13 protein-coding genes are annotated in these 13753 nt (G+C 70.3%); 2 read left to right on the top strand and 11 right to left on the bottom strand.

Annotated features, from left to right (window positions below; all coding sequences use genetic code 11):
- Nucleotides 1–39: 39 nt before the first annotated feature.
- Complete coding sequence (locus tag ACWFR3_RS37830) at nucleotides 40–549, bottom strand: hypothetical protein (RefSeq protein ID WP_453739234.1); 510 nt, start codon at nucleotides 547–549, stop codon at nucleotides 40–42.
- A 187-nt stretch (nucleotides 550–736) separates the two neighbouring features.
- On the bottom strand, nucleotides 737–1741 hold the full coding sequence (locus tag ACWFR3_RS37825) for a fibronectin type III domain-containing protein (RefSeq protein ID WP_453739233.1): 1005 nt from the start codon (nucleotides 1739–1741) through the stop codon (nucleotides 737–739).
- 196 nt (nucleotides 1742–1937) lie between these two features.
- Between ACWFR3_RS37825 and ACWFR3_RS37820 the strand changes: the two genes are divergently transcribed.
- Nucleotides 1938–2672, top strand: a complete 735-nt coding sequence (locus tag ACWFR3_RS37820) for a glycoside hydrolase family 75 protein (RefSeq protein ID WP_453739232.1) — start codon at nucleotides 1938–1940, stop codon at nucleotides 2670–2672.
- A 29-nt stretch (nucleotides 2673–2701) separates the two neighbouring features.
- On the opposite strand, the gene ACWFR3_RS37815 is transcribed toward ACWFR3_RS37820, so the two are convergent.
- From ACWFR3_RS37815 to dhaK, 3 genes are all read right to left on the bottom strand, one after another.
- Entirely contained in the window at nucleotides 2702–3112 is a 411-nt protein-coding gene (locus tag ACWFR3_RS37815; protein ID WP_453739231.1) for a PTS-dependent dihydroxyacetone kinase phosphotransferase subunit DhaM, read from the bottom strand.
- A complete protein-coding gene (gene dhaL, locus ACWFR3_RS37810) occupies nucleotides 3105–3713 on the bottom strand; it encodes a dihydroxyacetone kinase subunit DhaL (protein WP_453739230.1) in 609 nt (202 codons plus the stop codon). Before dhaL ends, ACWFR3_RS37815 begins: the two co-directional genes overlap by 8 nt.
- A gap of 68 nt (nucleotides 3714–3781) precedes the next feature.
- Entirely contained in the window at nucleotides 3782–4774 is a 993-nt protein-coding gene (gene dhaK / locus ACWFR3_RS37805) for a dihydroxyacetone kinase subunit DhaK (RefSeq protein ID WP_453739229.1), read from the bottom strand.
- Between the two features lie 197 nt (nucleotides 4775–4971).
- On the opposite strand from dhaK, the gene ACWFR3_RS37800 reads away from it, so the two are divergent.
- A complete protein-coding gene (locus ACWFR3_RS37800) occupies nucleotides 4972–5346 on the top strand; it encodes a VOC family protein (RefSeq protein ID WP_453739228.1) in 375 nt (124 codons plus the stop codon).
- Between the two features lie 17 nt (nucleotides 5347–5363).
- On the opposite strand, the gene ACWFR3_RS37795 is transcribed toward ACWFR3_RS37800, so the two are convergent.
- From ACWFR3_RS37795 to ACWFR3_RS37770, 6 genes are all read right to left on the bottom strand, one after another.
- Nucleotides 5364–5849, bottom strand: coding sequence for a flavin reductase family protein (locus tag ACWFR3_RS37795; RefSeq protein ID WP_453739227.1), 486 nt, complete (start codon nucleotides 5847–5849; stop codon nucleotides 5364–5366).
- 123 nt (nucleotides 5850–5972) lie between these two features.
- A complete protein-coding gene (locus ACWFR3_RS37790) occupies nucleotides 5973–8039 on the bottom strand; it encodes an RICIN domain-containing protein (RefSeq protein WP_453739226.1) in 2067 nt (688 codons plus the stop codon).
- 51 nt (nucleotides 8040–8090) lie between these two features.
- The gene (locus ACWFR3_RS37785) at nucleotides 8091–10148 is read right to left on the bottom strand and encodes a beta-galactosidase (protein WP_453739225.1); all 2058 of its coding nucleotides are present in this window, start codon (nucleotides 10146–10148) and stop codon (nucleotides 8091–8093) included.
- 54 nt (nucleotides 10149–10202) lie between these two features.
- On the bottom strand, nucleotides 10203–11543 hold the full coding sequence (locus ACWFR3_RS37780; protein WP_453739224.1) for an ABC transporter substrate-binding protein: 1341 nt from the start codon (nucleotides 11541–11543) through the stop codon (nucleotides 10203–10205).
- Nucleotides 11544–11614: 71 nt separating this feature from the next.
- Entirely contained in the window at nucleotides 11615–12583 is a 969-nt protein-coding gene (locus ACWFR3_RS37775; protein ID WP_453739223.1) for a carbohydrate ABC transporter permease, read from the bottom strand.
- Nucleotides 12584–12587: 4 nt separating this feature from the next.
- On the bottom strand, nucleotides 12588–13514 hold the full coding sequence (locus ACWFR3_RS37770; RefSeq protein WP_453739222.1) for a carbohydrate ABC transporter permease: 927 nt from the start codon (nucleotides 13512–13514) through the stop codon (nucleotides 12588–12590).
- Between the last annotated feature and the right edge of the window lie 239 nt (nucleotides 13515–13753).

The raw sequence follows: 13753 nt of genomic DNA, 5'->3' as shown, positions 1-13753 counted from the left end.
GAGCCGGGACCGGCGGCAGCCGCTTTTCGTGGCCCTCGATCAGAGCCGGTGCTGCGCCCCGCGCCGGCGGAGGTACCAGGCGCCACCACCGGCGGCGGCAAGCGCCAGGAGGGCACCGCCCCCGGCGAGGGTGAGCATGCCCCGGTCCTCGCTGCCACCACCGAGACCGCCCCGGACGCCGCGCGCGGGCGCGGTCGTGGACGAGGTGGTCGCCGTGGCCCCGACGGTGACCGTCTGGGAGCCGGCCGCCGTGCCGTCCTCGCAGACCACGGCCACCGTGTGCCTGCCGGTGGTGACGTTCTGCCAGGAGGCGCTGCCGCCCGACAGCGCCACTTGCCTGCCTTGGGCGAAGCTGGCCTGGCCGTTGCTCATCAGCGCGGCGTTGCCTCCGTCGGGGCACGCGGACGTGGTGACCGTGACCGTCGTGCCCCTGGTGGTCACCGAGATCCCCTCGGCGGCGGACGCCGACGGAGCGGTCAGTGCCAGCGGGAGCGCGGCTGCGGCGGCGACGGTCAGGCCGGAGCGGACGAATATCTGGTTGGTGCGCATGAGTCTGCCCTCCGGCGGCACGGGAGGCGGTACATCCCATGCGCCGCCGGGGGTCGGGGAGCGCCCGTGCTACCTGCCGACGAGCCAACGTGCCAACCGCCGGGGCCGCATGCGGACGGCGACCGGGCAGGTGACGGAATCCTTCGTACGGCCGACAGGCCCGACGGCCGACCCGTCGGCACGGGCGTCAGCCGGTGGTGACCGTCCGCTCGGCCGACCAGCCGCCCCACGTCCCGTCGGGGAGCTTGGCCCGGAGCTTCACGCGGTGGGTGTCACCCGGCTTCTTGCCCACGTAGAAGCTGTTCGTGGCCTTGTCCCGGGGCGCCGTACCGCCGAAAACCAGCGAGGTCGCGGTCTTGCCGTCGAGGTGGATCTGATACTCCGCCACCGCGCCGCCCGTGTGCGGCGGCGTCCACGCCAGGTCGATGTAGTACGACCCGTCGGCGTGCCGGGTCTTCGCGCGGAAGTCGGCCGGCGCCGTGGCGCGGCCGTCGTCGCGGCCCGCGGCGGTGGTGAGGCGGACGGGGCGGCTCGCGGGCGATGCGTTGTCGGCCGCGTCGAGCGCCTTGACGGTGAAGCGGTAGGCGGTGTCCGGCCGCAGCCCCGTGACGAGCGTTTCGTGCTCGCTGCCGTCCACGCTGTGGATCTTCGATGTGCCCTGGTAGATCTCGTACGAGGCGACGCCCTTGTCGTCCTTCGAGGCGCCCCAGGACAGCGTCACCGCCCTGCTCCCCTCGGCCGCTCCCCGCGGCGAGCCCGGCCGGGAGGGCGGCTCGCGGTCCGCTGCGGCCGCTGCGGGCGTGGTCACCGTCAGCTTCTTCCCGGCCGGACCGACGTTCCCCTCGGCGTCGCGGGCCCGGACGGTGAAGGTGTAGGCCGTGGACGGCTTCAGGCCGACGACGTCCACCATGTGCTTGCCGCCCGGCACGCGCTTGACCCTGGTGGCGCCCCGGTACACGTCGTAGCCGGTGACCCCGGTGTCGTCCGTGGCCTGGTTCCACATGACGTGGGCGGTGGTGGCGCTGCCGGCCTGGACGGTGATGCCCCGGGGAGCGGTCGGGGGCTGCACGTCCTTCGCGTCCTGGTCGCCGCCCCAGGAGCAGGCGGTGAGGGCGCAGGCGGTAAGGGTGCAGGCGGTGACGGCCAGAAGGGCAGACAGGTGGGGGGTCCGTCGCACGGTCGTGCCTTCCATTCGGGCGGCATTGGTCCGGACCTATTTGACACAGGTGTCGGGTGCACATCAAGGGGTGTGCGCATGCGTCTCAAGGGGTGTGCGTGTCGCGGTGCGCGCGAGCGCCGCCCGGCCCCGGCAGCGGCCGAGGTGTACGACCCGGGACAGCTTGGGATGTCTGGTCAGGTACTTCTGCCCCAGAGAAAGGCCCCTCCCCGTGCGCACCAGAAACGCGGCCCTCGCCCTCGCCGCCGCAGCCGCCCTGCTCGTCCCCGCACCCCTGTCCGCGGCGGCGCTCCCGCAGCGGAGTGAACCGAACCCCAAGTCCGCCCCGAACCAGGGCAGTTCAGCGGTTGTCCGGGAAGGATCCGTGTCCGCATCCGCGCTTCTCGCCAAGGCCGGCGGTCCTTGTAAACAGGTCTCGCGCGGCAAGTACCGTACGGACGACGGAGCAGCCGAGAACATCCCCGTCTGCGGCAAGCGGGGCGCGGTGTCCTGGACGGCCGACATGGACATCGACTGCGACGGACGGCCGAGCGCGGCCTGCAACCGGCGCACGGACCCCCTCTTCCAGAACACCACCGCGTTCCAGGAATCGAGCGGTCGCCACCTGAGCTCGGAGTATCTCCCCTATATCGTCGTGCCGGGCGCGAGCAGCCGCTGGGACCACAAGAAGCACGGCATCACGGGCGGCTCGGTGGCCGCCGTGATCCACGGGGGCAAGGTCCTGTACGCCGTCGTCGGCGACACCGGTCCCACCGACATCATCGGCGAGGCGTCGTACGCCGCGGCCAAGGCGCTCGGCATCCGCCCCGATCCCCGGACGGGCGGCACCGATTCGGGCGTCACCTACGTCGTCTTCGACGGGCCCAAGGCGTCCCCGATCGAGGACCACCGGGCCGCGGTCACCCGGGGTGACGCGCTGGCCCGGCAGTTCCTGAGCCAGAACTGACCGCCCGGCTCACGGCTCACACCCGCGGCTCACACCTTCCGGTAGGAGTACGCGTCCGCCGCCGCGGCCTCCACCGCGTCGACGTCGGCGCCCGCCGACGCGGCCACCACCGCGGCGACCGCGCCCTCCACGAACGGGGCGTCCACCAGGCGGGAGCCCTCCGGGAGCTCGTCGCCCTCGGCGATCAGCGCCTTCACGGTCAGGACCGCGCTGCCCAGATCGGTGAGGATCGCGATGCCCGCACCGCGGTCCACCTTCGCGGCGGCCTGGGCGATGAGCTCCGAGCTCGTGCCGAAGCCGCCGTCCTCGGTGCCGCCCGCCGGGGCCACGGGCGCGGTCGCCCCGCCGCCCGCGAGCGCCGTGGCAAGCGCCGTGACGGATTCGGCGACGGCGCCGCTGTGCGAGACGAGCACGATGCCGACCAGCTTGTCGTCACTCACGGCCGGCCTCCGCGGTCTGCACGAGCGCGTCGAAGAGCAGCGCGGACGATGTCGCCCCGGGGTCCTGGTGCCCGATGCTCCGCTCGCCCAGGTAGCTGGCCCGCCCCTTGCGTGCCTGCAGCGGCGTCGTGGCGAGCGCGCCTTCGTTGGCGGCGTCACGCGCCGCGCCGAACGACTCCCCGAGCGCGTCGACCGCGGGCACGAGGGCGTCCAGCATCGTCTTGTCGCCGGGAGCGGCGCCACCGAGGGCGCTGACCGCGTCGACGCCGGTGCGCAGCGCGTCGGCGAACTGCTGCTCGCTGACCTCGGCGGCATCACCGAGCGCCTTGCCGGTACGCCGCAGCAGCGTGCCGTAGAGCGGCCCCGACGCACCCCCCACGGTCGAGATCAGCTGCCGCCCCGCCAGGGTGAGCACGGCGCCGGGCGTGGCGGGCGCGTCCTTCTCCAGGGTGGTCGCCACGGCGGCGAACCCGCGCTGCAGATTGCTGCCGTGGTCGGCGTCGCCGATCGGCGAGTCGAGCTCGGTGAGCCGCTGCGCCTCCCGGTCGACGAGTGCGGCGGCCGAGGTCAGCCAGTGACGGAAGAATGCGGCATCGAGCACGGAAACTCCTTGCGCGGTAGAACAGTTGGGTACGGATGCCCCCGTCGTACGCGGAGGCGGCGGACGGATCAGACGCCCCAGCGAAGCCCGGCGGTGCGCACCGGAGCGTTCCAGAGCCGCAGCAGCTCCTCGTCGACCTGGCACAGGGTGACGGATGCCCCTGCCATGTCCAGCGACGTCACGTAGTTGCCGACCAGTGTGTGCGCCACGACGACACCGCGCTCGGCGAGGACACGCTGGACCTCGGCGTTGAAGCCGTACAGCTCCAGGAGGGGAGTGGCCCCCATGCCGTTCACGAGCACGAGCACCGGATTCCGCGGATTCAGATCCTCCAGTACGGCGTCCACGGCGAAGTCCGCGATCTCGCTGGACGTCATCATCGGGCGCCGCTCACGGCCGGGCTCGCCGTGGATGCCGACGCCCAACTCCAGCTCGCCGGTGGGCAGATCGAAGGTCGGGCTGCCCTTGGCGGGCGTGGAGCAGGGGCTCAGGGCGACCCCGAAGCTCCGCGCGTTCTCGTTCACCTGCCGCGCGATCGCCTCGACCCGCTCCAGGGGCATGCCCTCGTCGGCCGCCGCGCCCGCGATCTTCTCCACGTAGAGCGTCGCGCCGGTGCCGCGCCGCCCGGCCGTGTACAGACTGTCGGTGACCGCCACGTCGTCATTGACGAGCACCTTGGCGACCTGGATGCCCTCGTCCTCGGCGAGCTCGGCGGCCATGTCGAAGTTGAGGACGTCGCCGGTGTAGTTCTTCACGATGAAAAGGACCCCGGCCCCGCTGTCCACGGCGGCGGCGGCCCGCACCATCTGATCCGGCACGGGCGAGGTGAACACCTCACCGGGACAGGCGGCCGACAGCATCCCCGGCCCCACGAAACCGCCGTGCAGCGGCTCATGTCCGGAGCCCCCTCCGGAGACGAGGGCGACCTTCCCGTCGACGGGAGCGTCCCTGCGTACGATCACGCGGTTGTCCACGTCGATCGTCAGATCGGGATGCGCGGCGGCCATGCCCCGCAGCGCGTCCGCCACGACCGACTCCGCGACGTTGATCAGCATCTTCATGGGTACCTCCTGGTGGGGTGGGCAGTTAAGTCTCAGGTCCGGGTATTTCCGGGTCAAGCAGCGCGTTTGCGGATCCGGGGACGGGTATCGAGGGTGCGGTGCGGCAAGAGGCACCCGAGAAGCAGCGGGTTTACGGTGAAGCGGCGGGGAACCCGACCCGCTCCGCACGGTGCCCGGACGCGCGAGGAGAGCCGCACATGCCGATCGCTACCTACAGCCTGGTTGCGCTGGACTGTCCCGAGCCCGAGCCGCTGGCCCGCTTCTACCAGGCCGTGCTCGGCGGCGAGGTCCGGCGGTACAACGACATCTGGTACGACCTGCACGCCCCCGGCGGCCACCGGATCTCCTTCCAGCGCGCACCGGACCACCGGCCGCCCAAGTGGCCGCAGGGCGCCGCGGACTCGCAGCAGCTGCATCTCGACTTCAACGTCACCGACATGGACCGGGCGCAGGAGGAGGTGCTCGCCCTCGGCGCGACCCCCCTGGACCTCGACGACCAGGGCGGAGAGCGCGGCTGGCGTGTCTTCGCCGACCCGGTGGGGCACCCGTTCTGCCTCTGCGTGGAGGAGTGAGCGGCGCACGGCCGGCCTCATCCCGGATGGCCGGCGTCGAGGTCGGTGACGTCGCTCAGGCGGAGCAACTTCTCGTGCGGTGACAAGTCCCCGCCCGTCTGGACCGGCATGAGATGGAAGCCCACATGGTCTCCCCAGTCGGCGTAGCGCTCCACCCTGCCGACCCACCAGGAGCAGGAGTCCGCGAGCACGGGAGCCCCTCCCGTGCCCGGCTCCCACCGGACGCCGGCGAACTTGTCGACCCGTGCGCCGCATTCCCCGCCGAACCTCCGCGCCAGGTGGTGCTCCTCCCGCCTGAGCAGATGCACCCCGAGGAACTCGGCACGTCGTGCCACTTCGTACGTGTGGTTCGCCCGGGAGAGCCATACCGCGAAGCGCGCGGGGTTCAGCGAACACTGCGAGGCGAAGCCGACCAGGCAGCCCTTGGGCGTGCCTTCTTCGGTGGCCACCGTGACCACGAGCATCGGGTAGTCAAGACGGTCGGTGAACCCGTCCACTGTCACCAAGGCGACCACCTCTCCTGTGTCTGTGACCTGTCCGCTTCTCCACCGTCACATACTGCGAGGGGCGCACCCAAGCACTTGGGTGCGCCCCTCGCGACATCTCATCGTGGCATGCGTGATCTCTCAGTGCATGTCGGCGTCGGACAGTTTCCAGCGCTGGTTGGCGCCGGAGTTCGGTGTCCACGTCGTGACGGCGGCTCCGTCGTGCGTGGCCTGGCCGCCGACCTCGAGGAGGCGTCCCGTGGCCGCGTTGACGAGGGTCCATGTCCCGTCGCCGGTCGTGGACATGATCCACTGGGCGGCCTCGGTGCGGGGACCGGTGTCGGGCTCGACCACCGGGGCGCCGTCACGGACGGCAAGGCGCCCCGCTCCCGCCGGGTCGGTGAAGACGTACCGCCGCTGGTTGCCGGTGTCCCCGCTGATCTGCCGCAGCCGCCAGCGCTGGCCCGCCGTGTCCGCGGCGGCCCTGATGACGAGGCCGGTGCCGTTGTCGGCGACGGTGAGGTCCTTGCCGCTCTGGGCGCCGGTCAGCGCGTACGTGTGGTTCTTGCGCAGCTCGGCGGCGTCCTCCGCGACACCGGATACCCCCTTGACGAGGAACGAGGTCACCGACTGTGCGGGCACCTCGAAGGTGGCCTTCTTGCCGCTGACCTTGAGGGCGCCGTGCCGTTCGAGCTTGCCGCCGGCACTGGTCACCACGGGCGTGACGGTGGCTCCGGCGCTCACCCCGCCGAACTTGGACAGGTCGACCGTGACCGTACGCGCGGCGGTCGTGCTGTTGACGTGGACGACCGTCGCCCCGTTGCCCTTTCGGGTCACGGCGGCGGCGCTTGAGGTGTCGTCGACCTTCACGAGCCGGTCGCCCGGCTTGATGAAGTGGGTGAAATTGCGGGCCGTGTCGAACTTGGTGTTCGTGCGGACGGGGCAGGTCTCCAGGGTGTCCTTGGAGGTGCAGCTGAACGGCAGTTGGATGCTGCCCCAGTTGCCGCCCTTGGCGGACTCGCCGCCGGGCTTCATGTTGTCGTAGTCCTCCACCGGCTGCCAGAACACCCAGGCCTTCGGCTCCAGTTCACGCAGGTCGTCGACCATCCGCTGGGCCAGGCCCAGGCCAGGGCGCATGTCGTCGAAGTCCTGCCCGTCGCCCCAGTCGCCCTCGACCTCGCTCATCCACAGCGGCTTGCCGGCCGCCTTGGCCAGGTCGCGCACACTGGTGCGGCCGTCCGTGCCGTAGGTGTGGACGTTCATCTGGCCGACGGCGTCCCTGACCTCCTGCGGGTAGGTGTTCCAGTTCCGCGTGAAGGTGGTGGGGTTGGTCTCGTCCATGGCCGAGATCGCCGCGCCCGTCCCGGACTTCGCAAGCGCCGGGTCGAGCGCCTTGATCACCTTCTGCTGGAGCTCGGGCCCGATGTGCGCGCCCTCCTGGCGGCCGCCGACGGGCTCGCCGTCGGCTCCCAGACGGGTGCCCCAGTAGTCGGTGTTGGGTTCGTTGAACGGGTCGAGGGTGTCGACCTTGATGCCGTGGGCCTTTTCGAGCCGCTCGGTCGCGCCCGCCAGGTAGGAGGCGAAATCGTCGACGGATCCGGGCTTGAGCTGGTCGGTGCCCGCGTCGAAGTTGCCCGACACGTAACCGCTCTCGGTCATGAACCAGGGCGGAGAGTTGCTGAACGTCTCCCAGTGGTCGATGTCCTTCTTGATCCGGTCGACCCACCAGCGCTGCGTGGCGTCGGCCTTCGGGTTCCAGTCGGCCTTGTCCGCGGCGCTCCACCAGTCGGTGTCCTCGCGGGTGGTGCCCGCCGGGGCCTTCCACCAGCCCTCGACCGCGCCGCCGGGGCGCAGATAGTCCTTGACGTCAGGGGCGTTGCCGCCGCCGATGTTGTAGCGGGCGATGTTCAGGGCCAGGCCGTCGTCGCCGAAGAGGAGCCGGGCCAGCTTCTCCCGTATCTCCTTGGGGTAATCGCCGGTGGCATTGGCGAACCAGACCAGGCTCGTGCCCCAGCCCTCGAACTTCTCGTGCCGATAGGAGGGATCGGGCCGGACGGTGACGGCCGCGTCGGCCGCGGCGGCCTGCTGCGGCGGGGTGGTCAGCAGGGCCGCCCCGGTGGCCAGAGCGGTGATGCCGACGATGCCGGCGAGTCGTCTCGTGAGGGTGCGACTCGTGCGAGTGCGACTCGTGCGGGTACGAGATGCCAACGTGTGCTCCCAACGTAGGTGGCGGTGTGGCGCTGTACGGGAGGGGAGGTGTCAGGGGTTGGTGGTGGTCTGTCGCAGGACGGCGACTTCCCGCGGCGGCAGGGCGAGACCGCCCCCGGCGGCCTCACCGGTCCCGCCGATGAGGACGTCTCCCGTCAGTCCCGGCAGCGGCACGGTGTCGTCCGTCCGGTTGACCAGGAACAGGTAGCGGCTGTCGGCATCGCGGCGAACGGCCAGCTCGACGCGGCCCCGCGCGGGGGCGGGCAGTTCGCTCTCGACCCCTGCCGGTGCCAGCAGCCGGGGCAGCAGCGAGGTGAGGCCGTCCGCGCCGAGCCGCGTGGAGACGTACGCGGCCGAGCCCCGTCCCGCCGTACGGCGGGTGACGGCGGGACGTTCGGCGTAGGCGCCGGTGCTGTACCGGGCGAGCACCTCCACCTCGGGCCCCGTGACGCTGATCCGGTCGGTCCACACCGTGCCCGTGGTGGCGTCGTCCAGAGCGACCGTGTCGCCGTCGAGCAGCGGCCCGAACTCCTCGACGCGGATGCCGAGCAGATCACGCAGCGCTCCCGGATAGCCGCCGAGCCAGATGTGGTCGTTCTCGTCGACGATGCCGGAGAAGTAGGTGGTGACCAGATGGCCGCCGCCCTCGACGTATCGCGTGAGGTCCTTGGCCAGCGCCTCCGGGACGACGTGCAGGACGGGCGCGATCAGGACGTCGTACGGGGTGAGATCGTTCCGCGTGGTCACGACGTCGGCGCGGATGCCGAGGGCCAGGAGCGCGGAGTACCAGTCCAGGGCCTCCCGGTGGTAGTCGAGCCGGGAGGTGGGGTGGGAGTCCTGCTCGCTGGCCCACCACGAGTCCCAGTCGAAGAGGACGGCCACCCGCGCCGGTTCGCGCGCGGCCCCGGCGACGGGCGTGAGCGCCTTGAGGGTCTGCCCCAGGCCGGTCACCGCACGGAACAGATCGCTGTCGGCTCCGGCGTGCGGCACCATCGCCGAGTGGTACTTCTCGGCGCCTGCCGCCGACTGGCGCCACTGGAAGAAGCACACGGCGTCGGCGCCGTGCGCGACGTGCAGCAGCGAGTCGCGGGCGAGTTCGCCCTCGCGCTTGGCCAGGTTCACGGGCTGCCAGTTGACGGCGCTGGTGGAGTGCTCCATGAGGAACCACGGGCGGTGGCCCGCCAGGGAGCTGGTGAGGTTGGCGGAGAAGGACAGCTCGTCACGGGCCTGCGGCCCCGGCACGACGTAGTGGTCGTTCGAGACGAAGTCGATCTCGCCCGCCCAGTCGGCGTAGTCCATGCCCTTCGTGCCGCCCATGACCATGAAGTTCGTGGTGACGGGCACCTGCGGGGTGACCTCGCGCAGGACGTCCCGCTCCGCCCGCAGATAATCCTTCAACGCGTCCGAGGAGAACCGCTTGAAGTCCAGCTGCTGGGTGGGGTTGGGGTGCGAGGCCGCGAGCCGCGGCGGCAGGATCTGCTCCCAGTCGCTGTAGCGCTGGGCCCAGAATGCCGTTCCCCAGGCGTGGTTGAGGCCGTCGAGGGTGCTGTAGCGGGCGCGCAGCCAGGTGCGGAAGGCGCGGGCCGCGTCGTCGGAGTAGTCGTAGATGTTGTGGCAGCCCAGCTCGTTCGAGACGTGCCAGGCCACGAGCGCCGGGTGGTCGGCGTAGCGCCGGGCCATCTCGTGCACCAGGCGCAGCGCGTGCTCCCGGAAGACGGGCGAGGTGGGCCGCCAGTGCTGCCGCGCCCCCGGCCACACCGTCTCGCCGGACGCGGTCACCGGGAGGATCTCCGGGTGCGCGGCGGTGAGCCAGGGCGGCGGGGACGCGGTGGCGGTGGCCAGGTCGACCCCGATGCCGCCCGCGTGCAGAAGGTCCATGACCTCGTCCAGCCAGGCGAAGTCCCAGGTGTCGGCGTCCGGTTGGATGCGGGCCCAGGAGAAGATCCCCACGGAGACGATGTTGACGCCGGCCTCGCGCATCAGCCGGACGTCCTCCTCCCATACGGCGCGAGGCCACTGCTCGGGGTTGTAGTCGGCGCCGTACGCGAGAGCGGGGGTGACGTCACCGTCCGGTCCGCGCAGCAGCCGGGACGGGAGGGTGGGGGGCATGGTGGTCCTTCCGGAGTGGTGCTCGGGGTGAAGGGGAGACGCGGGCGCGCCGGGTTACTTCTGGACGCTGAAGCCCTGCTCGGAGCCGTACTTGACGGAGGCGTCCTGCCAGGACTTCAGGCCCTTGGACAGGGGAGTGCCGGAGACGTAGGCCTTGCCCGCGGTGTCGTTGAAGATCGAGTTGGCGTACACCTGGTAGGGCAGGTACGTCCAGTCGTCGGCGACGTTCGCCGCGGACTGTGCGAAGACCTTGTTGGCCTTCTGGCCGCCGAAGTAGGCGAACTCGGTCTCCTGGAACGCCTTGGAGCGCAGATCCTTGGTGGTCGCGGGGAAGGCGCCCTCCGAGATGCGGGTCTGCACGCCCTTGCCGGAGTTGGCGTACTCGACGAACGCGTAGGCCAGTTCCTTGTTCTTGCCGAGCTCGGGCAGGGCGAGCGAGCTGCCGCCGTTCTCGGCGCTGGCCTTGGCGCCCGCGGTCCACTGCGGCAGCGGCGCCGCGCGCCAGTCACCGGCGGCTTCCTTCACGCCGGAGGCGAAGTTGGCGGGCATCCATGCCCCGGAGGGCAGGGTCGCGATGGTGCCGTCGCCGAACGCCTTGTACCACTCGTCGGTCCAGGGGTTGATCTGGGCGACCAGCTTCTCGTCGATGAGCTTCTGCCAGGTCTCGGTGTAGGCGCGGGCGCCCTTGTCGGTGAAGTCGATGCCCACCTTGGTGCCGTCGACCTTGTAGGGGCGCGAACCGGCCTGCCACAACAGACTGGTGGTGAGGCCCGCCTCGCCGGTGTCGCTGGTGATGTACGCCTTCGGGTCGGCCGTGTGCAGCTTGCGGGCGGCCTGGAGGTACTCGTCCCAGGTCGTCGGCACCTTGATCTTGTGCTTGTCGAAGACCTTCTTGTTGTAGAAGAGGGCCATCGGGCCGGAGTCCATCGGCAGGCCGTAGACGCCGTCACCGGACTTCACCGCGTTCCACGGGCCGGGCGAGTAGGACTTGGCGAGCTTGTCCGCGCCGAAGGGGGACAGGTCGGTGACGGACTTGGTCAGGGCGTACTGGCTCAGGGCGTAGTACTCGACCTGCGCGACGTCGGGGACGCCCTTCTTCGCCGAGATGGCGTTCTGCAGGGCCGTGTACTGGTCTTTGTTGGTTCCGGCGTTGACCAAGTCGACGTCGACGGCGGGGTGTTCCTTCTCGAAGTCGGTGACGACCTTCTTGAGGGTGGGCTCCCACGCCCACACCTTGATCTTGCCGCCCTTCTTCAGGGCCGCCTCGATGTCCGCGGACGAGACCTGCTTCTGGTCGGATCCGCCGTCGTCGGAGCCGCCGCAGGCGGTCGCCCCCAGGGTGAGGGCGCAGACGAGTCCTATGCCGCGCAGCAGGCGGCGGGTGTTCTGGGGCATGGCGATGCTTCCACTTCTTCGTGGTCGACAAGGGATCTGCACGGCGTTACGGGTCAACGGGCGGGCGGGGGCTACTCCTTGACGCTTCCGGCGGCGAGTCCGGACTGCCAGTACTTCTGGAGCAGCAGGAACGCGGCGATCAGCGGCAGGACGGTGATCAGCGAGCCGGTGATCACCAGATGGAAGACGGGATCGCCGCCCGCTGTCGCGGCCTGGGCGTTCCAGCTGTTCAGACCCAGGGTCAGCGGATACCAGTCGGGATCCTTGAGCATGATCAGCGGCAGGAAGTAGTTGTTCCAGGTCGCGACCATCGTGAACAGCAGGACCGTCACGGTGCCGGGCGCGAGCAAAGGCAGAGCGACCTGGAAGAAAGTGCGCAGCTCGCTCGCCCCGTCGATGCGGGCGGCTTCCATCAGCTCGGCGGGGATGGCCTCGGTGGCGAAGACCCACATCAGGTAGAGGCCGAAGGGCGAGATCAGCGAAGGGATGATGACCGCCCAGGGGGTGTCCGTCAGGCCCATCTTGCTGAACATCAGGAAGGTGGGCACCGCCAGAGCCGTACCGGGCACGGCGACGGCGCCGATGACGACGGCGAAGACGGCGCGCTTGCCGGGGAAGTCGAACTTCGCGAGGGCGTAGCCGCCGAGGACCGCGAGGAAGGTGGCGCCCCCGGCCCCGACCACCACGTACAGAACGGTGTTCAGGAGCCAGCGGGTGAAGACGCCGTCGTTGTACGTGAAAGTCGTGCTGATGTTGTCCCACAGGGCGAAGTCCCCGCCGAACCACAGGCCGAACGAACCGGCGAGCCCCTCCTGGGACTTGGTCGCGCTGATGACCAGCCACAGCAGCGGTACCAGGCTGTAGAGCAGGACGAGGCCGGTGAGCACGGTGAGCAGGACACTGCGCCGGGGACGGTCCGCGGTGTGCCGGCGCGATGTGCGCACGCGCGGTGTGCGCAGGCGGGGTGCGGTGCCAGGGGCGCGGGCGGGTGCGGGAACGGCGGGGGAAGCGGTGGTGACGGGGCTGCTCGGTCCGGTCATCGGGTCACGCTCCCTTGCGCATGCCGCGCAGCTGGACGACATAGGCGATGACCATCGTGATCAGGCCCATGATGATGGCGACCGTCGCGGAGTAGTTCTGCTGCTGGCCCGAGAAGGACAGCGAGTACGTGTAGAGGTTCGGGGTGTAGTCGGTGGTGATGGAGTTGCGCGCCAGGTTCTGCAGAATGCTCGGCTCGTTGAACAGCTGGAAGCTGCCGATGATCGAGAAGATCGTCGCGATGACCAGGGCGCCGCGGATCGCGGGGAGTTTGATGGCCGTGATGACGCGGAGCTGACCGGCGCCGTCGATCTGTGCCGCCTCGTACAGGGAGTGCGGGATGACGCGCAGCGCCGAGTAGAAGATCAGCATGTTGTAGCCCGTGAACTCCCAGGTGACGATGTTGCCGATGGAGGCGAGGACCAGGTCGGGCGAGAGCGGGTCGGGCAGCGAGACGCCCAGGGCGTCGTTGATGTCGCCCACGAGCCCGAAGCGGGTGCCGTACATGAAGCCCCACATCAGCGAGGCCACCACGGCGGGCACGGCATAGGGCAGGAAGACCGAGATCCGGAAGAAGTCCCTGCCGTACAGACGGCCGCTGTCCAGGGCGAGGGCCACGAGCAGGGCGATGCCCAGCATGATCGGGACCTGGACGGCGAGGAACAGCGAGACCCGGCCCAGGGATGCCCAGAACTGGGCGTCCTGCAGGGCCTGTTGGTAGTTGTCCAGGCCCACGAACGTGGTGCCGCCGATGAGCTGGTCGCGGAAGAGGCTGAGGTAGACGGAGTAGGCGAGGGGAGCCAGGAAGACCAGGGCGAAGACCGCCACGAAGGGGCCGATGAATCCCCAGCCCGTCCAGGAACGGCGCCTGCGCGGCGACGGTGGTCGGGAAGGACGCCGCTCCGCGGCTCCCTGCAGGTGAAGCGTCGTCATGTCGTTCCTCGCTCGTCCATCTCGGAGCCGGCGTCAAGTGGCGCCGATGTTTGCGTAAACATCGCGCTGCGACATGACCCTGAGCAGAGCAACTCGGGGTGTTATGTTTACGTAAACATTCAGTGGCGGAATGTCTACACTGCCTCGATGGCGACGGTCAAGGGTCGCCCGGAAGACGGTCAAAACCGTTCGGGATCACGGACAAACGGCCGTCCGGGACGGCTGATTCACGCGGCGAG

The organism is Streptomyces sp. NPDC055189 (assembly GCF_053606765.1).
The sequence above is the reverse complement of the archived record's forward strand: the minus strand, read 5'-3'. Positions and strand labels throughout refer to the sequence as shown.